This window comes from Fenollaria massiliensis, from assembly GCF_023347705.1.
GTDB classification, from domain to species: Bacteria; Bacillota; Clostridia; order Tissierellales; family Peptoniphilaceae; genus Fenollaria; species Fenollaria massiliensis.
Genome location: NZ_CP096649.1, coordinates 19,554 through 42,368, shown reverse-complemented (window position 1 = coordinate 42,368; position 22,815 = coordinate 19,554). Strand labels below are relative to the sequence as shown.

The 22,815-nt window shown below is 37.7% G+C and carries 13 protein-coding genes and 1 rRNA gene; 3 read left to right on the top strand and 11 right to left on the bottom strand.

From position 1 onward, the window contains the following. Positions 1–15 precede the first annotated feature (15 nt). The 3 genes from phoU to M1R53_RS00135 are packed head-to-tail and all read left to right on the top strand — an operon-like array spanning position 16 to position 3,028. Positions 16–672 carry a phosphate signaling complex protein PhoU gene (gene phoU, locus M1R53_RS00145; protein ID WP_249242631.1) on the top strand — a complete coding sequence of 219 codons (657 nt, stop codon included), beginning with the start codon at positions 16–18 and terminating at the stop codon, positions 670–672. Between the two features lie 8 nt (positions 673–680). Then, positions 681–1,352 (top strand): response regulator transcription factor, encoded by a 672-nt coding sequence (locus M1R53_RS00140; protein ID WP_249242630.1) that lies wholly within the window; start codon positions 681–683, stop codon positions 1,350–1,352. Further along, positions 1,349–3,028: a sensor histidine kinase gene (locus tag M1R53_RS00135; RefSeq protein WP_249242628.1), complete on the top strand. Its 1,680-nt coding sequence runs from the start codon at positions 1,349–1,351 to the stop codon at positions 3,026–3,028. Before M1R53_RS00140 ends, M1R53_RS00135 begins: the two co-directional genes overlap by 4 nt. 480 nt (positions 3,029–3,508) lie before the next feature. Here the strand turns inward: M1R53_RS00135 and M1R53_RS00130 are convergent, their stop codons facing one another. The 11 genes from M1R53_RS00130 to rrf form a co-directional block, all read right to left on the bottom strand. Then, on the bottom strand, positions 3,509–4,177 hold the full coding sequence (locus tag M1R53_RS00130) for a P-II family nitrogen regulator (RefSeq protein WP_106018394.1): 669 nt from the start codon (positions 4,175–4,177) through the stop codon (positions 3,509–3,511). Then, entirely contained in the window at positions 4,170–5,642 is a 1,473-nt protein-coding gene (locus tag M1R53_RS00125; protein WP_249242627.1) for a DUF1538 domain-containing protein, read from the bottom strand. The genes M1R53_RS00130 and M1R53_RS00125 overlap by 8 nt, the downstream gene beginning before the upstream one ends. Before the next feature lie 93 nt (positions 5,643–5,735). Next, positions 5,736–6,464 (bottom strand): TIGR03915 family putative DNA repair protein, encoded by a 729-nt coding sequence (locus tag M1R53_RS00120; protein ID WP_249242625.1) that lies wholly within the window; start codon positions 6,462–6,464, stop codon positions 5,736–5,738. Beyond that, positions 6,442–7,668: a putative DNA modification/repair radical SAM protein gene (locus tag M1R53_RS00115; RefSeq protein WP_249242624.1), complete on the bottom strand. Its 1,227-nt coding sequence runs from the start codon at positions 7,666–7,668 to the stop codon at positions 6,442–6,444. The genes M1R53_RS00120 and M1R53_RS00115 overlap by 23 nt, the downstream gene beginning before the upstream one ends. Before the next feature lie 138 nt (positions 7,669–7,806). After that, positions 7,807–8,853: an ACR3 family arsenite efflux transporter gene (gene arsB / locus M1R53_RS00110; protein WP_249242623.1), complete on the bottom strand. Its 1,047-nt coding sequence runs from the start codon at positions 8,851–8,853 to the stop codon at positions 7,807–7,809. Positions 8,854–8,974: 121 nt separating this feature from the next. Further along, positions 8,975–9,298, bottom strand: coding sequence for an ArsR/SmtB family transcription factor (locus tag M1R53_RS00105; RefSeq protein ID WP_249242622.1), 324 nt, complete (start codon positions 9,296–9,298; stop codon positions 8,975–8,977). 506 nt (positions 9,299–9,804) lie between these two features. Continuing rightward, positions 9,805–18,015 carry a S8 family serine peptidase gene (locus tag M1R53_RS00100; protein WP_283162601.1) on the bottom strand — a complete coding sequence of 2,737 codons (8,211 nt, stop codon included), beginning with the start codon at positions 18,013–18,015 and terminating at the stop codon, positions 9,805–9,807. A 694-nt stretch (positions 18,016–18,709) separates the two neighbouring features. Beyond that, positions 18,710–20,308 (bottom strand): ribosomal protection-like ABC-F family protein, encoded by a 1,599-nt coding sequence (abc-f, locus tag M1R53_RS00090; protein ID WP_249242621.1) that lies wholly within the window; start codon positions 20,306–20,308, stop codon positions 18,710–18,712. Between the two features lie 172 nt (positions 20,309–20,480). Then, positions 20,481–21,218 carry a YfjL-like protein gene (locus M1R53_RS00085; RefSeq protein WP_249242620.1) on the bottom strand — a complete coding sequence of 246 codons (738 nt, stop codon included), beginning with the start codon at positions 21,216–21,218 and terminating at the stop codon, positions 20,481–20,483. Between the two features lie 115 nt (positions 21,219–21,333). Beyond that, entirely contained in the window at positions 21,334–22,041 is a 708-nt protein-coding gene (locus tag M1R53_RS00080; protein ID WP_019214395.1) for a stalk domain-containing protein, read from the bottom strand. 632 nt (positions 22,042–22,673) lie between these two features. Continuing rightward, a 5S ribosomal RNA gene (rrf, locus tag M1R53_RS00075) occupies positions 22,674–22,790 on the bottom strand. Positions 22,791–22,815 lie beyond the last annotated feature (25 nt).

Sequence of the window (22,815 nt, the reverse complement as noted above, 5' to 3'; positions counted from 1 at the left end):
AAAAGGGGTATAATTATGGTAAGAACAAGATACATTAACGAGTTAGAAAATTTAAAAAACGAAATCATTTTATATAGTGCTACAGTTGAAAAAATGCTGATGGATATGAAGGTAATTATTGAAGAGGCGTCAGATGGCTCTGATTTAGCGGATAAGCTAAGTATGATTGAAACAAAAGATGAAGAAATACGCGGCTTTAGTAGAGATATCGAAACGCTTTGCCTTAAGATTATGTCGACGCAGCAACCAGTTGCGAAGGATTTGAGATTTGTCTCGTCAACTTTGAATATCATTAGAAATATTGAAAAGATTGGTGGACACGTGATTGAAATTGCTGGCCTTTTGAAATTCACAAATGCACTCGAAAACTTTACTGAAGAGATTTTGGATATGTGCCTATCGACTAAGAAGATGCTAAAGAGCGCGATTGATGCCTTTATCACCGGCGATTTGGAAGAGAGCTACAAGGTCATCGCCTCTGACGACAAGATTGACGATTTATTCAGCCATATTATGAATGAAGTCGCCACTAAAATAGGTGAGAAAAAAGAGGACGCTCTAAGACTCATTGACATAATTCAAATTGCGAAATACTTCGAAAGAATCGGCGACAACGCAGAGGCTATCGCGGACTGGAGCGTATTTTCAATCACAGCAAAGCACTATGAGTAGGAGGAACTATGATTTATATAGTTGAAGACGACAGAAGCATTAGAGAATTAGTTCTATATGCTCTGCACAATGAAAATTACAAGGCTGAAGGCTTTGAAAATGCCGATGAATTTTTCTCTAGAATAAAAAAAGAGACGCCAACACTAGTTATGCTCGACATAATGCTGCCTGGTATGAGCGGCCTTGAAATACTTGATAAAATGAAAAAAGATGCTGCGCTAAAGAATATACCTGTGATAATGCTAACTGCAAAAACAACTGAGTTTGACAAGATTACTGGGCTTGATAGAGGCGCCGATGACTACATCACAAAGCCATTTAGCGTCTTGGAGCTCTTAGCAAGAGTAAGAGCCCTACTTAGACGTAGCAAAGTGAGTGAAGGCGAGATCCTTGAGTACGCAGGCATAACGCTTGACTACGAAAAAAGAGTCGCAAAAGTCGATGGCCGCGACATTTCTCTAACATATAAAGAATTCGAGCTACTCTACTTTTTATTATCAAACCCAAACATCGTTTTGACTAGAGATAGACTTATAGAAAAGATTTGGGGCTACGATTTTGAAGGAGAAACAAGAACCGTTGACGTTCACATCGCCTCAATCAGATCGAAGATTGAGCCATATCAAGGCATAATCAAGACTATCAGAAGCCTTGGCTACAAAGTTGGTGATGCTAAATGAAGAAAAAATTAAATATCACCTACGCCATCTGCTTTTTTCTAGCGATATTAATAAGCGTTTCGCTCACAGTTTTTTTAATCTACAAAAATACTAGCGCAAACGAGCTAAGAGATTTGCAAGATGAATTGAAATTTGCCTCGAGCATGGATTTGGACGCACTTGAAAATATTGGCACATTTAAAAATAATATCCGTGTGACAGTAGTGGACCCTGATGGAAGTGTCATCTATGACAATTTTACAGATCCCAAAAATATGGAGAACCATGCGAGTAGAAAAGAGATTAAAGAGGCACTAAATGGCAATCTTGGTAAAGATGTTAGACTATCAAATACGCTTGGTAAGGACACTTACTACTACGCACAGCTTATGCAAGATGGAAATGTAGTAAGAATTTCAAAGCAAACAGAGTCAATACTTGGTCAGTTTATGAAGACAGTGCCACTAATACTACTTATGTCAATACTATTGATACTAGTATTATTATTCCTAAATAGAAAACTTGTCGATAAACTCCTAAAACCCATCGATTACGCTTCAGAGCACCTTCATAGAGATGATTTTAGTACCCAAAAGCTCGATGTTTACGACGAACTAAGTCCATTCATAAGGACTATAGAGAGAAAAAATAAAGATATTAAAGAATATATCGAAAGACTTGAAAATAAGGAAGCAACAGTAAGTGAGATACTTCGTAACATGAATGAAGGATTGGTTTTGATTGATCCAGAGCTAAAAGTTCTTCAGTTAAACGAAGCGGCAAAAAAACTCTTCAAAGCAAGCATGCAAGCCAATTACATGGATATGGACATAGTGAGATTAACAAGAAGCCAAGAAGTTTCGGATAAATTGAAAGAACTAGTCAAAACACATAAAGCCTCGAGCTTCGAGCTTATGGCAGATGAAGACAGCCTAAAAATTTATCTTTCTCCAATTGAGAGCGGCAGCGCACTTACAGGCATCATCATGCTTGTACTTGACGTGAACGACGAGAAAAAGGCCGAAAAGCTTAGACGCGAATTTTCTGCGAACGTTTCGCACGAGCTAAAGAGCCCACTAACATCGATATCTGGCTACGCCGAGCTAATTAAGAATGGCATGGTGAAGGACGAAGACATAAAAAAATTCTCCGGCATCATCTTTGACGAAGCAGGCCAAATGCTCAGACTTATTGAAAATATCATATTGATATCAAAGCTTGACGAAAAACCAGAGCTAAGATGCGAAGAAGAAGTTTCGATTAAAGAGACCATCGACGATGTTTTAAAGCTATATAAAGGAAAAATTGACGCGAAAAATTTATCAGTCGAGTGCCATATTGAAGAAGGGCTTAAGAAAAACGTGCCACTTGGCATGCTTTCAGAGCTTTACAGAAATTTAATTTCAAACGCAATTAAGTATAATAAAGATGGCGGCAAAATAAATATCTCGGTCGAAAAACGCGCTGACAATATTATAAGCAAAATCACAGATACAGGCATAGGTCTTGAGAAAGACGAGATCCCTCGTATATTTGAACGCTTCTACATGGTTGACAAAGGAAGAAATAGAAATACAAACTCAACAGGCTTGGGTCTAGCCATTGTTAAACATATAGTGGAAGATATGGGTGGAACGATAGATGTTACGAGTGAATTAGGCAAAGGAACTACTTTTAAGGTTATTTTCAGTAAATAGTTCGCATTCGATTTGCGCCTAGTTAATAAAATTAATACACTTTACAAAAATGAAAGCTGTGAGAAAATTCTCACAGCTTTGTTTATGTTTATTCTATTGTTTTTATTTTCAATCTTGTATGAAGGATAAATTGAAGAACCCCGTCCATAAATGGACGTGAACCTTTACGCTATGCATAGCGATTTGATAAAAAGATCAAACTGCTCATATCCATACAGATTTTGCAATTTTGTACGAAGAGTAAATTTCACAATCTACTACAAAAGGTAGATTTCATAGCGATTTGGATAAAAGATCAAACTGCTCATATCCATATAGATTTTGCGAAGAGAAGAAGAACCTCGCACATAAATGTGCAAGAACCTTTGCGCTATGATGGATAAGGCGAAGTGCAGTTTTTGGACAAGCGGAGTGTACAAATAGTACTCGAGCATTGTCAACAAAACGAACGAGCCTTAGGCGCAATTCTAACGCAAAATCCTAATTCTTAACCAAACCATAGGTTTGGTTAACATTCGTAATAAATATTATTCCCTTTCCTTGTTCCTCAATCCCAGTCTCTTTCCTTATCGAATCAACTATATCCTTAGTCATTTTTTCTTCTGAGATAATCAAAACTATCTCTTTTTCGGGCTCGATGAACATGTTAAAGACTTTGCGCGCCTCTTCACTGCCCGAACCTCTTGCGTTTACTATGGTTCCGCCTCTCGAGCCTGCCTTTTGTGCTGCCTCGATGACGTCTTCTGCGTTTCCTTTTTCAACTATTGTATAGATGGCGTTGTACATTGTTTCACCTCTTTTAATATTTTCACTTCCATTACCATTGTCATTATCTTCTGTGCCAAAGACGTTGAATGCGCTCTCGATGTAGGCGATTCCGTGGTTTGGCTTGTTTAATTCCAATTTTTCTACTAAATAATCAGCTAGATCCTCGATTTCCTCAGTTTTTCCGAAGAGCAATAGAACTGCTTTTTTCTTATCGTTTAGACCTAGGTAGTCGAATAATGTCCTAGATGCTGTGCCTATGCCGAGCATGGCAACTGAGGCTGTAACGCCCTTCTCATCTGCTAAATGCAAGACTTTGCTCGCTTTATTCTGCTCAACTATTACGACTAGCATCTCTAAGTGACGAGACTTTAAATTACGCATTCTTCACTCCCCCCTTATTTTTCACATAGAATAGACCAAGTATTTGCAAGGCTATAAGCGGTGTCATTGCTACCATGGCGATGGTACCGAAACCGTCTATAAGCAAATCAGCTGTTGGTGTTGATGCCGCAATGCCTTGTGCGTAGGCAAGTATAAATGTTGCTGTCATTGGTCCTGAGGCAACTCCGCCTGAGTCAAAGGCGATGCCGACGAATAGATTTGGCACTTTTTTCATTATAATAAATGAGATGATGTATCCTGGTAGCAAAACGTGCCAAAGCTGCATCCCTGGTACAAGTATCTTAAGTATCGACAAGGCAACCGCGATGCCGACACCTATTGACAAGGTCATGAGTACGACTGATTTTTTGATTGAGCCTGCCGTAACGGCTTCGATTTGGTTTGTAAGTACGTGAACTGCCGGCTCGGCAAGTATAGTTAGTACGCCCATCAGAAAGGCGATTGCGACTACGAATGTCTTGCTGTGCTCTGTTGCTAGAACGTGACCGATGTAGCGTCCGACGTCCATAAAGCCGCTGTTTACGCCAACTAGGAAGATTACAAGTCCTACGAAGGTTAAAATGCAGCCGGTTGCAACTCTTGCGTTTGCTCTTTTTGAATTATGAAAGAAGAGTATATTGCAGATCACATATATCAATATTATTGGTAATAGTGCGATGATTATCTCTTTTGCGACTATCGGCGCCTCATGGATGAAGTGTGATAAAATGCCAGCTTCGGCTGCCCCGGCTATGTCTGGCGCATCAACGAATTTTGGATTTGATATCATGCCTAAGATAAGTGCACCGATAATGGCGCCTGCGGATGCGATGCCAACTAGACCAAAGGAGTCTTCTTCTGATTTTTGGCTGTCTTTGTTAATGGCGGAGGCACCTGCGGATAAAGCTAGTAAAAATGGTACAGTAAGTGCCCCAGTTGTCGCTCCCGAAGCATCGAAGGATACTGCTAGGAAGAACTGGTCTGCAAGTATACCAAGTACTAGTATTGCGCCGTATGTTATTAATAAAAATGTCTTTAGTGAAAATACTTTTACTATACGTATCATGCCAAGCGATATCAGTGCTGAGACACCCATTGACACAAGTATAACTAGGCTTGATTTGGATACAACGCCTAGAGTTACGCCCTCAACTTGATCTGCCAAGATGTGTAAATCTGGCTCAGCTATGGAAATGACAAAGCCTAGCACAAGTCCCATGACGGCTATAACCCAAAGTTTACCGCTTCTAACGGCTGCGTGACCGAAACTGTCGCCCATAGGCGTGATACCAAGGTCAATGCCGATTAAAAATATCGTTAGACCCAAAAGTATGAAAAATGCTCCGAGTAAAAAGCGTGTGAAGACGTCTGCTTCAAGCGGAACTACTGTAAAATTCAGCACCACAACGAGTAGCGAGATTGGCAAAACGGTCGCTAGAACCTCTTTAAATTTCTCTTTTATCAAAATCTCACTCCCTTTTTTACTCAAATTTGTTTATTTCTTTAGATAGATAAAATCATTAATTATATTATAATTGAAAAAACTCCAAATTACAAGCTATTTTTCAACTAAGTAGCGCCAGTAACGCTTTGGCATATTTGAAATCATCAGCTTTTCGCTCTTTCTCTCGTTTATGGCAATGGTCTTGTAGAAATCCTTCCAAGCCTCTTCGAAAAATTGTTCCCTCTCGCTAATTGTGTAGTCAAGCTCCTTTAGCTCTAAAAATTCTACTTTTCCGTCCATGTGCATGGCTGCCGTTTCTCGCTTCACATCAGCGATTACAAAGTTTATGGTAGGAAATCTTTTCACAAAATGTGGCACAATTAGTGTCAATATATCATTTTTTGGCGCAAACTCAGCGAGCATCACGCCTCCCTCGACTTCTTTGAAACGCAAAAGGCCTTTGTAAGAATGATTTTCTGATAAAACATTTCTACGAATGCGGCGAAATTCGCTCGCAGCCTTCTCTGAAGAAAAGATGTAACCATAACCACGCTCAAAAACGCCTTTTATCGCACGAATTAAAATATCTTCCTTATTAGTGTCGCAGGACAAAAATACCGCTATTAGCTCTCTCATGAAGCGCTTTGGAAATTTTTCTTCAAGCGCTTTAATTACGCGAGTGGCCTTCACCATATCCGCGCTTATAAATATTTTCGTATCAAATAAATTGCTTTGCGCCTCTGGCATAAATTTGGCGCGCTCTATGTCCTCATATAAATCAAAGATGACCGTCATGAGTCCGTCGAAAGACCTATCATAATCAAAATAACGATAGCTGTTCATTGAGATTCACCTTATCCATAAGTTTTATGCGAAGATCCTCACATGTATCAATTTTGCCGCCTCTATAAACCCCGCCCACTGTGATGAAGTATTTGGCACGCTTTAAGGAGATGTGCATGTTCTCGAGCGAAGTATACGATAGCTTGGCAAAGCGCCTTGCGTTGATAATCCTTCGGCAAGTCGTCGGCCCAAAGCCAGGCACGCGAAGAAGTTCCTCGTAGCTCGCCTTGTTCACCTCGATCGGGAAGAGCTCGATGTGATTTATCGCCCAAAATGCCTTGGGATCAAGGTCTAGGTCGAGCATGGGACTTGTGCGCGAAACGATTTCGTTTGGCTTAAATTTGTAGAAGCGCATCAGCCAGTCCGCTTGGTAGATGCGGTGCTCACGTAGTAGTGGAGCGGCTTTAATACCCGAAGTAAACTTCGATTTCACGACCGGAACGAAGGCCGAATAATACACGCGCTTCATGTTAAAACCCTTGTAAAGAAGCGATGCCTTCGTGATTATGGTCTCGTCGCTTTCATTCGCGGCGCCTATAATCATCTGCGTGGTTTGACCAGCCGGAGCAATGAGTGGAGCGCTCTTGTACTTGCGCCTGTCCTCTTTGTTCTCGGCTATTGCCATTTTAATATTGTTCATGGGCTTCATTATGCCCTCAGTAGTTTTTTGCGGAGCAAGCATTTTAAGTGACTTTTCAGTCGGCAGCTCAATATTGACAGATACCCTATCAATCAGGGACGATAGTTTTGTGACCAGCTCTTTTGAAGCGCCCGGTATAACCTTCATATGTATGTAACCATTGAAATGGTAGGTGCCCCGAAGAAGCTCAGCCGTTCTGATCAGCTGCTCCATGGTGTAGTCGGGGCTCTTGATGACCGCGCTTGAAAGGAATAGGCCCTCGATGTAGTTACGGATGTAAAAGTTCATAGTGAGCTCAGCGACCTCTTCCGGCGTGAACGAAGCGCGCGCGACATCGTTCGAAGCGCGGTTAATGCAGTACTCGCAGTCATAGATGCAAACGTTGGTGAAGAGGATTTTTAAAAGAGATATGCAGCGGCCGTCCTCAGACCAGCTGTGACAGATGCCGGATGACGCAGCGTTACCAATGCCTCCAGAGTTTTTGCGCGAAGAATTAGACGAAGAGCATGACGCATCGTACTTCGCCGAGTCAGATAAAATTTTGAGTTTCGCTTTTAAATCCATAAAATCACCTAAGATAATTGTATCACTAAATGGCGATTTTGGCAAGATATGGGCAGGAATAGGGGAAGAAAAAAGCTTATCCAGTACAGATAAGCCCTTTGATTTCAAATAAATCTTATATTTTACCCTAATATATCTTTATATATTAGCTTTAGCTTTTGCCTTATTAGCTATTTTAACCAATGAAAGCATGACAGGTACTTCGGTAAGCACTCCTACAGTAGTAGCTAGCGCAGCTCCACTTTTTGTTCCAAACAAAGCTATCGAAACTGCTAGGGCAAGTTCAAAAAAGTTTGATGCACCTATCATTCCAGCAGGGCAGGCAATATCAAAAGGTAGTTTTAGTACTTTACTTGCTCCAAATGCAAGGAAAAATATTAAATAAGTTTGTATTATTAGTGGCAGCGCTATCAATATGATGTGAAGTGGATTGTTGATGATAACTTCTGCCTGAGAGCTAAATATTAGTACAAGAGTTAAAAGTAGGCCGATGCTTGTTGCATTGTCAAATTTGTGTAGAAAATTATTTTCTAAATACTCTTTTCCTTTCTTTTTAGTAACTACTACTCTAGTAAGTACACCTGCTACTAGTGGCACTACTACAAATAGAAATATACTTATAAACAATGTGCTGTATGGAACAACTACATTTGAAACGCCAAGTAAAAACTTTACTATCGGTACAAAAGCTAACAAAATGATAAGGTCGTTAGTCGCTACTTGTACAACGGTATATGCTGGGTTACCATCAGTTAGAGCACTCCAAACAAAAACCATGGCGGTGCAAGGCGCTGCTCCAAGAAGCACCATACCAGCCAAATACTCTGTTGCTAGCTGCGGAGTAATAAATGATTTAAATATTACAAACATAAATACGTAAGCCAAGGCAAACATTGTAAATGGCTTGATTAGCCAATTTGTTATCCATGTTATAAATAGTCCCTTAGGATTTTTTCCCACTTCTTTTATACTTTGAAAGTCTACTTTTATCATCATTGGATATATCATAACCCAAATCAAAATAGCTATCGGAACAGAAATACCTGCGATAGATAGTTTATTCAGTAGCTGTGGAATTGCAGGGATGAATTTGCCAAGCAAAGTTCCAAATACCATGCATAGCAATACCCATAGCGATAAATTCTTTTGAAATGATCCTATTGCTTTATTATTTGCTTTTTTCATATTGTCTCCTTTAGATTTAATTACTTAAAAATTATTTTAGTGCATTTCGCCATATCACATGCGTATGGGTGCCGTGCAAGGCGCTTATTAGCTTAATATATTCAAAATTTATATAAATATATTAGTAATCAAGCTTCTCCTCGCTGTGACAGATACAATCAGGCTTGTCGCCAAAGATGTACTCAAGCTGCTCAAGGAAGTGCTCAAGCGCCTTTTTGTTTAGCGTGTAATAAGTGTTCTTGCCCTGGCGGCGGCTTGTGACAAGCTTTGCCTCCTCAAGCTTTTTCATATCACTCGACAAAGTCGGCTGAGTGATGTCAAACTTTTCAAGAATTTCACAGGCACAAAGCTCACCGCAAGATAGCATGTCAACAATCTTTAGCCTCTTTTGATCCGATATCGCCTTAAGCTTTTTAGAAATAGCTTCATAAATATTTTCACACATATCCTTCACTCCTTTCTTGTCTCTAAAACAATACTAACATACATATAGAAAAAAGTCAATATGTTTTTATTAAATATATAGAATTTTTTCTATATATTCGTTCTAAAGAGGAGAGTTTACAGATGCATTAAATTTTTTTATATTGATTGGGTTTATTATAGATATTATTTATAGCTTTGCCAATAGAAAAAGCGTGGATATACCACGCTCATTACTATAATATTTAATATAAGACTCTTATTCAAAGAGTAATTGACTTATACAATCTTCTTCAAAGAGTGTAATGCCACTAAATCAAATTTTATCCATCGCCACATTGTTCGTAGAGTAATTGAAGAACCTCGTACAAATATGGACGGCCGTAAGTTTAATCAAAGCTATGCTCGCTGCGCTCCATACCTTTGTAAACTCTGGCATAAGGCATGCATTGCCAATCGAACTTCGTTTCACTCGTTCTCTTGGTGCATGGACTTAACAACCTTGATGCTTCGCACGAACGCAAAATTTTATTTTTCCTTTAGTTTGATTAGTTTGATTAGTAGGTCAATAGTCTTCGCCAATTCTTCTCTAGTAAATTCACTCTCTGGTCCAAACTTGCCGCTTGCATCAACATTTACAAGTCCAGCTCTCTTCATAGCTATCATTGCGTATTTTGCCCAGCTTGCTGTGTTTTTGAAATCTGCTTCATTAACTGGTACTACTGTATTTAATTCTATGCCATTAACTTTTAGTAGGTTCATTAGCATTACGCAGAACTCTTGTCTTGAAACTTTCTTTTCTGCCTTGAATGTGCCGTCTGTATAGCCAGCTATAATGTTCTTTGTTGCTGCCCACTTAACTGAGTCTGCATACCATGATGTGTCTTTAACGTCTGTGAAGTTTATTGCGTCTTCTGTGTATTTATCTTTACTGATTAACATAAAGACTCTTGTAACCATGGCTCTATTGATTGTCTTTTTGCCTTCGAATTTACCTTTGCCTGTGCCTTTGATGATGCCGTATGAAACTAGGTTTCTGATTGCTTCTCCTTCTGGACCCTTTGGTACGTCTTTTAAAACGACTGTTTCAACTGGGCTTGTAGGATACTCTGTGATGATGCCGTAGTTCTTCTTTTCTTCGGCTGGTTTTGTCTCTAACGGTTTTGTTTCAACTGGTTTTGTTTCTTCTTTCTTTTCTTCTGGCTTAGGTTCTGGTGTAGGTTTTATTGGTCTATATGGTTTTGGCTCTGGTCTATATGGTTCGTATGGTTCTGGTGTTGGTGTAGGTAGTGGTGTTGGCTCTACACTATTTTCTTCCCACTTAGCTATAAGCATCATATTTGCCATAACGCTTGTATTGAAGTTATAGTCCTCGCCGTTAAATTGCCATGCGATAAATGTGTGATTAGCTTTTATAGGATTTGCTGGCTTATTAACTTTTTCGCCTTCACGAACTCTTTCAGTCCAAGTAGCTTCGCCATTGTTAGGATCAAAAGTGATTTCGTATTCAAGAATTTCTTCCCATTTAGCATAAATATTTGTATTAGCTTCGATTGGCTTTTCAAAATCAAATTCTTGTGTTAATTCTTCATCCGCAAACCAGCCTTTAAAGATGTATCCATCTTTCTTAGGATCTTCTGGTCTAAGAACTTTGTCGCCACTAATAACTTTTACTTCGTCATCAGCTGCTCCATTAGCATACTTAAATGTAACTGTGAAGTATTTTATCTCAACGTTTTCAATTGCTGCTATTGCAAGCTTTAACTCTGTTTCTACTTTTTGGATCTCTTCTCTATTGGCATCTGGGCTTGCAAGAACTTTTTCTGCCTTAGCTAGTTCGTCACTTAAGTGTTTTTGATCCTTAGCATCTGCATGCTTGAATTTAACAGTATCTTCAAGTCCCTTAGCCTTCTTAACTAGTTCTTCTAAACCAGTTTTATCAAGTGCTAGAACATTTAGCTTAACGCCTTCACTCATCAATTTCTTTTCTTCTTTTTGATAAACGATAATTTCTTCGCCTTCAATAATTTGTCCTACGTCTATCGAGAATTTTCCGCTCTCGCCTATTCTCATACCAACTCTTGGCTTAGACTCAGTATTTGCAAGCGCTTTGTCTCTACCAAGGATTTCGTAGTAAACGAAGGCCCCAATAGTTCCAGCGCCTCTTACATACTTATCGTTTACATAAGCATCTTCAAGAGTAACTTTTTCAGTCTTAACTGTTGGCACTATTTCGCCGCTAAGCTTTCCAATTGCATCTTCAATCGCCTTAACAGCTGCATTTACCTCTTCTTGAGTAGCTTTCTTCTTGTTGAATATATTAGTACCGTCGACTATGGCTGTTTGATATGCTTCTCTTTCTTTTGCTGTTGATTTCCAGTATTTATCAGAGTTGTAAACGTTTTTGTACTCGTCTAATAGCTTCTTAAGCTCATCTTTATTGGCTTCGTTGAAGCCGTCAAGCTTCTTAAGAGCTGCCTTGATATCTGCTATAGCCTTGTTAATAGCTTCTTCTGTAGCATTCTTATCATTATAAACATTTTTACCCTTTGTAATAGCGTCGTCATAAGCTTTTTTGTCTTCAGCTGTATCAAATTTGTAAGTGTCTTGAGCCTTGACAGTGGCCTCATCATCGATTAGTTTCTTAAGCTCTTTCTTCTTAAGATTTTCCATAGATCCGATGATGGCATCTCTTGCCTTTGTAACTTTGTCTACTAAAGCATTTATTGCTTCTTGAGTAGTTACTGCTTTTGCAAGTTCTGCCTTTGCTTCAGTGATTGCACTATCATAAGCATCTACAAGTGCTTTTGCAGCGCCCTTGTAAGCGTCTGTAGCCTTGATCTTGTCATATTCATCTACTAATTTTCTTAGCTCATCTTTGTTAACTATGGCAATGCTTGTATCACGTTCGAATTTAAATGTTAACTCAAACTTATCATATTGAGTAACTGTAAACTCTTGTGTATCAGCTCCGACTAGCTTATAGCCTTGTTCGCAGCTTAAGAATTTTACTTGGTATAATTGATTGCCATTGCCAATGTATGGTACTTTCTTAAGATCAGTTACATAAGTTTCGCCGTAGTTTGTTTTAGCATAAACTGCGTATTTAGCCTCAACTGGAGTATCGCCAGCAAGTGAGTTTACCTTAAGAACTAGTGGTGCAACGATGTTTATATACTTAGAGAATGTTGGGCTTGGATAAGCGTTTATGATGTTTGGATAGTAAGCGTATTTTGTTCCCTCAAGTCTTAGTTCGTAGTCAACGCCTGAAATAGCTGGGAACTCAAAGCCCTTAGCTGTCTTTGTAACGCCTTCAACTTCATTGCCCTTCATATCGAAGACTCTAATAGTATAATCATCAAGAGTTTCATTAGCGTCCTTCGGTATTTTTACTTCAATAATTTGCTTTTCTTTTCTATCTTCAATGATAAATTCTGCCTTAAATGTTGGATGATACTTGTCAAGAGTAAATTCGATTCTCTTGTTTTTAACTTCAACTTTTTGGTAACTTGGTAAATCTTCCAGTACATAAGCGTATTTACCAAATTCTAGTTCAATTTCAGCATGTTGTGATTCTTGATAATAGTTTAATTTAACTTCTTTGTCTTTACCGTCTTTAATTCTATATAGCTTAACTTTCTCAAAGAACTTTGGATTTACTTTTGATCCAGTGTAATTGATGTCCCAGCTAGCCTTACCTTTTGTAGGTTCCTCAGGTTTAGGATCAGGTCCTGGTGTTGCTCCTTTAAGCATTAGTACAAACTTAACTACAGCATTTGGATTAGCATCATCAATAGTAACTGTTTTTACAATTTCTGATTTTTCTAAATCATATTTAGTTTTATCTATCATATAGTCGCTTAATTCAACTTTATATGTGCCATAAGGTACTTTATCTTTAAGCTCATTATTTTGTAAACGTATAGCTCCTGCCCATGCAGAGATAAACATATTAGATTGTTTTTGAGTAGTTCCATCAGATTCCCAAACCTCGAACTTAAGAGTACCTTCTCCTGTTGGTGCTGGTGGTTCTTTATATTCTTCAAGCTCTATACGTAAGTTCTTTGTATCTTTAGTAACATTTATTGTACTAAACTCTTCTTTTTGTATATACTCTGCTGGTTCAAATACTTCAAGTGCGTGCTCGCCAACTGCTAATTCTACTTCTCCATCAGTATATTCAGTTACATAATCTTCATCAAGGTTAAACTTAACCGGACTAATCTTTTCATTATTATAATAGAATTCAAAGTTTACTTTAACTTTTTCAGCTGGTTCTTCTTTCTTTTCAGGTTTTATAATAAAATCAACTTGGAATTCATCAGAATTAACAACAAATTCCTTAGTATCAACAGTGTAACCTTCAGGAAGTCCCTTTACTTCTACTTTGTAGTAATCGTATGGAAGATCAGTCATCCATGAACTAGGACTAGTCTTAATGAAAGTCTTCTTTATTGGCTCACCCTTTGTTCCTGTCAATACGTACTCATACGAACCCTTCTTTTGATCTTCAGCCAAAGCATCATCATTAACATAGATTACGCCTTCACTAGTCTTGTCACTATCAGAGTACTTAGTCCAATTGAATTCTACCTCTACTGGATTTGTAACAGACTTGAATGTTCTTGAGTCTTGTACATAGTTTTGATCATCTATAGTTATAGTTGTTTCGCCAAATCTTTCCTTATCAGCCTCGGCTTCAACATAGTATGTGCCTGGTGTAAGCTCCATGCCTGGAGTGTAATCAAGGACTTTGCCTTCTCTACCAATCCATTTGTAGAAGTCGCATAGGTAGTAGACAGCCTTGTCGTAATTATCTTTTATAGTAAATTTAAATTTCTTATTGCCGATTTCATTGTATGTGAATGTTACATTTGCTTCAGGCTTTTCTTGTGTTAGTGTAACGTATTCATATGGCTTTTCTATATACATGCCTTCAGGCATCTTTTCAGGGAATATCATCCAAGTGCCTTCAGCTAGCTCATCAAGACCAACGATGCTTCCGTTTTTACCGTCTCTTGCAAGATACTTAACGCCTTGAGCTCCTTCAGTAGTAACGTTTACCTTGTAGAAGTCAGCTCTCTTGATATTTGCAGTAACTGTTGTGAAGTTTGTTGAGCTATCTACTGTATATGGCATTTCGTCGCTAAATGTTACTGTGTAGCCTTCCTTGCCGTTTTTAAATTCTGCGTAGAACATGTAGTCACCGTATGGAAGGTCTGCGTCGAAGTATTTGTCATATATACCTTCGTCTTGAATAAATTTAATTACCTTATTATTTTTAACGTTCTTTGCGAATAAATCAAAGTCAGCCCACTCAAGGTTGTCCTTTGATGCTACCTTGATAGTTACTCTACCAGTAGGTATTTCAGTAAATTCAAGAGTTATCTTGTGATTTTTATTTCCTTCAGATATTTCAAATGGAATTTCGCTTTCGCCCTTTAGCTCAAATTTATTAGAATAGTTTGTAACGACAAGTTTGTACTTGCCAAATTTAAGATGTTCGTGGTTTTTAAGTTCTTTTCCGTCTTCAGTATAAACCTTGTATTCAAGGTTAAGTGCCTCTCTACCAGCTTGTTTAACTTCTACTTCAAGTGAACCAAACATATCCTTATATACAAGCATTTCAGCTGTGACAATATTAGTGTTGTGACCAAAGTCCATAGCTGTGATATTTATGTCAGAAAGCTCTTTTCCTTCAGGAATTACTACTGTAACTTTATTATTATCTTTAGCAAAGTCCATAGCTTTGCCATCAGCGTCTTCAATCTTGAATTCGTCAATGCCAGAGCCTTCTTCTTTAAGATTAAATGTTAATGTTCTAGTCTTTTCATCATAAAAACTATTTTCAAATTGTGGAGCCACTGTATCTATAGTAAATTTTATATCTCTATATGTTTCTGGATAGCTTTCCTTTGGCGCCTTAACCGCAGCTGCTGTAAGCCTTAGAGTGTAGTCACCATCTTTATAGTCCTTTAGAGGAACAGCGCCAGGTGCAGTGTAGCCAACATATTGTTCTCTGTTCTTATCATTGTCAGGGTCAGTCGATATGTTAGAGTACTTAAGACCGATTGGGTAGTCTTGTGACTTGCCTTCTTTGTCAATGATTGATGCCTTAACATTAGCAGTTCTAGTCATAACCATGTTAATGCTTAGTACGTCTTGGTAGTTATCAGCGTTTGGTGAAATAATTATAGGTCCAAACTCAGGTTTTGGTTCATTAGCCGTATTTTTATTTTTATCAATTTCTTCAAAGTTCTTAAGACCAGCGATTACAACATTGTTATTTACTTTGCCTTTTTCGTCTTTGTAAGTACCGTAATTAGTTTCGATGTGAGTCGAATACTTAAACCAGTCATGGTTTCTAGTCTTTAAGTTCCAGTACATTGGTTTTTCACTTTCGAAATCAAAATCATATAGTGGTTTTTCAATCGAAGGGATCTTGTCGTAGCTGCCCTTAAATGAAACGAACGGGAAGGAAATCTCCATGCCATTTTGGTCTCTTAAGTGAAGGAAGCCCTCAACAAATGCACCATTAGTGAATGGTTCTACCTTTTCCAAGTGTTCGATTGGGAAAGTAATTTCGTAGTCAACACTTGTTTGTGCTGGTACTTCAACTACTTTGTCATCATAAGTTCTTGAGAATAATTCATCAGGTCTTAATAATAACTTCTTGCCATCGCGTGCTTCAATAGTTGCTTGAACCGATGGTATAAGAGTCTTTGGAGCTGATGAGTAATTGTGTATAGTTAAATTTAAAGTAATTTTATCGTCAACATTGCCTACAAATTTTGAAGCGATCTTAGTATCTCTATCAACAGCAGTAAAATCAAGCTTCGATGCCTTTGTAAGATTCATAACACCAGCGCCTTGACGACGAGGTGATGTAGTAGTTTTAGTAACTGGGTCCACATGAGGAACAGCAGAATTCATTAATATTGTCTTTGTTAGAGCTGCCTTATGTTTTTCACCTGCAAACATCATATCATTTAAACGAGTACGTATAACGCCTATAGCGCCTGTAACGTGAGGAGTCGCCATAGAAGTACCACTCATATCGCCAAATGTGTTGCCCATAGTTTGAGTCGAGTAGATGTGTCCGCCAGGAGCAGTGATATCAGGCTTCATGTAGCCACCAGCAGATAGACCCCAGTTAGTAAACTCACTAAGTTCGCCATATTGAGGGTTATCAGCCTCTTGAGGTGTCATATCAATAGATACAGGCTTAGACAAATCCTTAAGCATAGTCTCAGCAGTGTCCAAAGTTATGGATATAGCTGGAATCTTGTTGCCCTTAACACTCATGTGTAAGTCGCCTTCAACATTGTTGTAGATTATGGCGCCTATAGCACCAGCATTTTGAGCGTTTAGAACCTTTTCGCTAAAAGTATTTCCGCCCCTCTTTATAAGAGCTACCTTGCCTGTAAGGTCCTTGCCTTCAAAGTCATTAATTTTCTTTTTAGCATCGATAAGTCCATTGCCACAGTCAACTAAGAAGTAGTCGCCTTTTTTAAATCTGATCTCTCCGCCAGTTTGGAAGATATATTTAATGCCGCCATAAGTTACAAGCGGAACATACATAGTTTTATTCTCTAAAGATGCTACTGTGATAGCGTTAGTCGCAATACCAGGAGCAGCCATAGTACCAAAGTCAGGGTTGTCAATGTTGAGATTACCTTGGTATTGGCCTTCGTTACCAGCAGCTATAACAAAGTTAGTATCAAGAGCGTAGCCGTTGTTTATAGCCTTGCCAACAAGACCATCAGCTTGACCAGGAAGACCCTTAGTAGAGCCTAAACTCATATTAACCGCGTCAGCCCCCATAACTATCGCGTCTTGCATAGCTCTGATGTAGATGTTTGAAGATGTTGAGCCTTGCTTCATAACATTCATCATTAAAAGCTGAGCCTCAGGAGCAACACCTCTCCAAGTCTTGCCATCAATTTGAACAGCGTTACCAGCTACAGTACCACTAACGTGTTGACCGTGAGCTGCTTTTTCTTTTTCAGGATTTAAATCCTTGCTGTTAGTATTGTAATTCCAGCCAAATGGAATCTTTTCACTTCTATAAACGTCTTTATAAAGCTTTTTATCTTGAGTATTGTCCTTAAGACTTAATTTGCCACCATTAAGGAAATTATTTATATCAAGCTTACTAAGCCTTCCTATGTCGCCGCCACTTAAACGAAACGCCTCGTGACTTGGGTCCATGTTACTATCGATGATAGCAAGTACAGAGCCAGCGCCGTTGTACTTCTTTTGAAGCACATCGTCATTTCCAATAAGCTCGTTCGAGTTAACCATCTTGATCGAGTCAGTCATGACAGATTGGTCCTTGAAAACCCTCATGTCAGAGCGAACAACGTCAGATTCATAAATGATCTCGTTATTGAAGACCTCCTTGACATAGTCAAGCGCCTTGATTGAGTCAAGCTCACTCTTATTAAGCCTTACACAAAGAGATGGAACTAGTAGTTCAGCCCTAGATATCACATCAATGTCAGCAAACATCGACTTGAACTCTTCTTCATAAAAGTCCAAAGCCTCGTCCGCTAGGCTTATGGCCTTGCCATAGTCCTTATTTAAATAAGCCCTTTCATATCCAGGAGATTGTTTTTCTACATCCAAGTAGACTATGTACTCTCCCCTCTCTTCACTAGCAAATGCAGTTTGATAGCCTGCAAATAGGCTAAAAATCATGCATAAGCATAAAATAAGTGAAATAATTTTGCGTTTCATAATTGCCTCCCCCATTTCATTTCTTTGGCAGTCTACCAGTTATTTAAAGCTCCGCTACTTCTTCAGTCTGTCTTGATAAAGCGCATTGTGCAAAAATAATGGGTAAAACTTACCCTACGAACTTATTGTAACACATTTGTAATATATAAATCAAGAAAAAATAAAAAATAAATTACATATAAACAGAAATACTTGTATCACACTGTGTGGTGGTATGCGCTTTGCAGTACTACAACAAATAGTGTTATATGCTTTTACTTTTTTCTTATTATATATAGTTTTTTCATAAAAAAAGCGTGGGACTCCACGCTCATTACTATAATATTTATTATAAGACTCTTATTCAAAGAATAGTTGACTTATTGCCACTAAATCAAATTTTACTAATCGCTATATCGTCCGAAGAGTAATTGAAGAAACTCGTTCAAATATGGACGGCCGTAAGTTTAATCAAATCGACGTTCACTAACGTTCCGTCTCTTTGTAAACTCTGGCATAAGGCATGCATTGCCAATTGATCTTCGCTTCGCTTGCTCTCTTGGTGCATGGACTTAACAACCTTTGCACTATAAGAAGCACTTGGATAAAGATGGCTTTAGTAAGCAAATTGAAGAAAGTGAAAAATCCTAAGCAAAATCAATGTCTGTAGCATCTGATTACGATAGAAGTCTAGAGGCTTGCTGGTCCATAAGCTTTAATTATTATCTCTGTGTTTCAAAAGTCTCTCGTACTCTGCTTCTAATTCTTCTCTTTCTTCTTTTGGAATCTCACTTGCCAAACGATTATTAATGGCACTTAATCTAAATTCTATAAGAAAATCGTTAGAATTTTTATTTTCTTTCAACTTTTCTCTACGATTTTGATACTGAGCTAGATTGCCCGAAAAACTCTCTAACTTTTTGTTCTTAATGATAATAAGTCCATCCGCTATGTTGTTTATAAACGAGACATCGTGGGTCACAAACAGTAGCGGTCTATCATATCCTATCAACAATTCTTCTAAGGCTTCAATTGCTCTAATATCTAGGAAGTTCGTTGGTTCATCCATAATTAAAAAATTAAAATCAGATGTGACAAGCTTTGCTAGCTTTACCTTTGCTCTTTCCCCATCGCTTAGAACGTCTACCATCTTAAAGACTTCGTCTTCTTTGAATCCTAACCTAGCCAAAATAATTCTAGTCATCGTTTGATCATAGATTGAGCTTTCAAAAACATTTTCTAATACTGTTTTCTTTTCATCAATAATTTCACTCAACTGACTATAATAGCCAATTTTAAGATTAGGATGACACCATACTTCTTTGTTTACAATCATATTTAAAATAGTTGTTTTTCCTGAACCGTTATCTCCTAATAAAGCTATCTTTTTCTTATTTGGGATTTCAAAATTAGCATTATCGAAAAGAACTTTATCATCAAAGCTTTTACTTAATTTTTCAGCTCTTACTAGTACTTTGGAAAATATTTTATCCTTTTCATCAATAGTTAATTTAATTTCGGCTTCTTCTTTTGGCTTTTCTTTAACTTCAAGCTGATCTATTCTTGATTTAATGGATTTAACTTGCTTATCTAGTTTTTTCTTATTGCCTTGTCCACCCATTTTATGGAGTCTAGCTTCTGAATTGCCCATTCTTTTGGGAGTTGTTCTCACTTTTAACGTTTGAGCTTTTATGTCATTTGCTATGCCTGTCAATCTTTTCTTTTCATTAACATAGCCTTCGTATTCTTTCTGAAGGAATTTCTTCCTCTTAATTCTTTCATCCAGGTAGAAAGTATAGTCACCATTAAATACTTCTAGTTCTCCATGTGATAATTCAAAAATCTTATCACATGTTTGGTTTATAAAATCACGGTCGTGGGAAATAAGAATATAACCTTTATCTCTATTTCTTAGACTTTCTGCTAAGTTTTTCTTCTGTTTTATATCCAAATGAGATGTTGGTTCATCAATCAATAAAAAACTTTGTTCATTCGATAAGAGTTTCGCTAGCTTCAGTCTTTGGTATTCACCAGGACTAAATTTTCCCTCTTTATTAAGTTTAGCTTTAAGATAGTTATCATGTGAAAATTTTTCTTCTTCATCGTCATTTAAAAGATGGGCTATTTTAATTTGTACATCAATTTTCCCACTGTAGTCTGTATCTTGGCCTATTAGAATTTTAAAGAAACTTGTTTTACCAGCTCCATTATCACCGATTAAAGCAATTTTATTGTCTTCTCCAATGGTCAAATTTTTTATTTCAAATAACGTTCTTGTGTTAATTTCTTTTTTTAGATTATCTATATATATCATAAATCCTCCTTATTTTTTGAGAGGACTTAACCTCTCGTATTATTTGAAAGAAAATTTATTAATTGTCATCTGTCTATACCTCCAAATTCTTTGAAATTTATATCTTTATTTTATCAAATACTTTCATAATTTTAAAATATTATTCATTATTTAGGTAATAAAATCATTCGTATTATTTGTTTAAAATTTTATTGCCCTTGTCATAAATTCTCTTCAGCTCGTCTAACTCCCCATCCACAATAACTTTCTCCGGCACATCATTGACGCTGATAGCGTTTTTCCAAGTTTCTGCCTCGCCATCTTCTTTCTTGTCATCGTTAGGAATTACAAGGCCTGAGTATGACTTTACGGCTATATTTCTTTCTTTAAGCACTTCGTAGACTTTTTTAAGGCCATTCATTAAATCATCTAAACTTGGCTTTTCTGCATAAGCTTTAAAACCAGCTGTAATCTTGCTTGGCAAATTATCCTTATCAAAGTCTTGATCAAGTGTGAGATACTCTCTATAATCAAAATCATCATCTGGTCTAAGCCAAATTACAAAATCAAGTCCGCTGTCTTTAGCTATCTCATCTGCTAAGTCGTCTAAAAAGCCCATGTATCTGCGCAAAGTGTTGAAAAGCCTATCATCAAAAGTGTCGCGCTTCATCTTGCCAAAGCTATCGAACTCAAGATTGAACTTCGTGTCAATGCTCTTCATGTCCCAGAGGCTTACGACGTAGGTCCCGTCCTTAAAATTGTAGTAGGCGCGCTCATGCACAAGGTCAAGGTCTCTGTGATGTGTTTCTAAATATTGATCCGCTGCCTTTTCCGCCATAATTTTGCTAATGGGATTGCCAAATAATGAGAGCACAATGAATAAAACAATAGCTAAAAGTATTGCAAGAGCTGTGTATAATATTATTTTCATAGTTTTACTCACTTAGATCAGCCTCCTTTAGTAAATTATACCACAAAATGGCTTTTTGAGCAAAAAAGCCGCATACAAAAATATTCGGCTATGATTATATTTATGATTATATTTATTATTTTACAAATACATCAGCAAAACCAGTGTATGTTGTGCTGTATAGACCGTCTGTCCATTCAAACTTAATTTCAAGAAGTCTAACGCCTGTAACATTTAAGTTAACGTTAACTGGTAATTGTCCACCAACTACATCAAATGATTGAATAAGCTTGCCATCACCAACAAAGTCAACCTTTACTGTAAGTCCTTCTTGATCAGCTCCTAGTAGACCTGTTAGATTAGTGTACTTGCCTTCTAGGTTAAAATTAGCATGTCCCTTTTTATAAGTGTAAGAGTTAAAAAGAATACCGTTATTATATTCTTTTCCACCTAAAGAGAACTTTGTCTTATATTCATCTTTAGCTATAACTTCAGCCTTTTCTGTGCTAAATGGTTTCATAATCTCAGTTAATGGCTTATTTACTTCGCCCATGTCAACTGTGCCATCGCCTAAGAAAGCTGTCTTAGTGTTTTGATCCCACTTAACTTCTTTGCCAACTGCTTCAGCAACTGCACGTAGAGGTAGATATGTTGTGCCATTATAAATGAATGGCTCGATTTGATTACCCTTTGTGTCTTTGCCAAATTGAACTTCTTTTCCATCAACAACTACTTTGATGTTGTCATAAGTAACTGTGATGTTAACCTTTCTTGCTGCAAATACTACTGTTGAGAACACTAGCATTAAAACAAGAGCTAAAATAAATTTGCTTTTTCTTTTCATAAATTTTCCTCCGTAAATATATTAAGAATTTATCTCACTACAATTATAGCATTTATTTGGAATTATGGCAATAGTTTTGCAGATAAAAGAAGAAAGATGTCAATAAATTGACGTGAACCTTTGCGCTACGATGGATAAGACGATATGGAGCTTCGAGGCAAGCGCAGTATACTAGTGGTACGTGAGCATTGCCGCAAACACAAAACAAAAATACTTGAAAAATTTTCTACAACGAGTAGTTTTGCAGAGCAAATTGATGAATGAGGCGAAGTGAAAATTTTTGACAAGCGCAGCGTACTAGTGGTACGTGAGCATTGTCAACAAAGCAATAAATATTTATATAAAACTCCTACGGAGGATACTTTTGCAGAGCAATTTGATGAGATTGGCGTTGTGCAGAATTTTTTGGAGTGGCCGTAAGTTTAATCAAATCGACGTTCACTTCGTTCCGTCTCTTTGTAAGCTCTGGCATAAGGCATGCATAGCCAATCGAACTTCGTTTCACTCGTTCTCTTGGTGCATGGACTTAACGTGTGCTAGTGGCACTCCGCAGCGACGAAAAATTCGAAACTAGCCAAGATCGCAAATTGAATGCAAAAGAAAAAGCAGTTCATTTGAACTGCTTTTTTGCTAAGTGGCGGCTACCTATTATCCCAGGTCGTCTCCAACCAAGTACCTTCAGCGTTAAGAGCCTTAACTTCCGTGTTCGGTATGGTTACGGGTGTTTCCCTCTTGCTATTGCTGCCACATTTCTTAATAACCATAATTCTTTAA

Excerpts from the sequence above, each read along its gene's own strand:
- M1R53_RS00100 (WP_283162601.1), bottom strand. The coding sequence starts at position 18,015 with ATGAAACGCAAAATTATTTCACTTATTTTATGCTTATGCATGATTTTT.
- M1R53_RS00115 (WP_249242624.1), bottom strand. The coding sequence starts at position 7,668 with ATGGATTTAAAAGCGAAACTCAAAATTTTATCTGACTCGGCGAAGTAC.
- M1R53_RS00135 (WP_249242628.1), top strand. The coding sequence starts at position 1,349 with ATGAAGAAAAAATTAAATATCACCTACGCCATCTGCTTTTTTCTAGCG.
- phoU (WP_249242631.1), top strand. The coding sequence starts at position 16 with ATGGTAAGAACAAGATACATTAACGAGTTAGAAAATTTAAAAAACGAA.
- M1R53_RS00085 (WP_249242620.1), bottom strand. The coding sequence starts at position 21,218 with ATGAAAATAATATTATACACAGCTCTTGCAATACTTTTAGCTATTGTT.
- arsB (WP_249242623.1), bottom strand. The coding sequence starts at position 8,853 with ATGAAAAAAGCAAATAATAAAGCAATAGGATCATTTCAAAAGAATTTA.
- M1R53_RS00120 (WP_249242625.1), bottom strand. The coding sequence starts at position 6,464 with ATGAACAGCTATCGTTATTTTGATTATGATAGGTCTTTCGACGGACTC.
- M1R53_RS00130 (WP_106018394.1), bottom strand. The coding sequence starts at position 4,177 with ATGCGTAATTTAAAGTCTCGTCACTTAGAGATGCTAGTCGTAATAGTT.
- M1R53_RS00080 (WP_019214395.1), bottom strand. The coding sequence starts at position 22,041 with ATGAAAAGAAAAAGCAAATTTATTTTAGCTCTTGTTTTAATGCTAGTG.
- M1R53_RS00140 (WP_249242630.1), top strand. The coding sequence starts at position 681 with ATGATTTATATAGTTGAAGACGACAGAAGCATTAGAGAATTAGTTCTA.
- M1R53_RS00105 (WP_249242622.1), bottom strand. The coding sequence starts at position 9,298 with ATGTGTGAAAATATTTATGAAGCTATTTCTAAAAAGCTTAAGGCGATA.
- abc-f (WP_249242621.1), bottom strand. The coding sequence starts at position 20,308 with ATGATATATATAGATAATCTAAAAAAAGAAATTAACACAAGAACGTTA.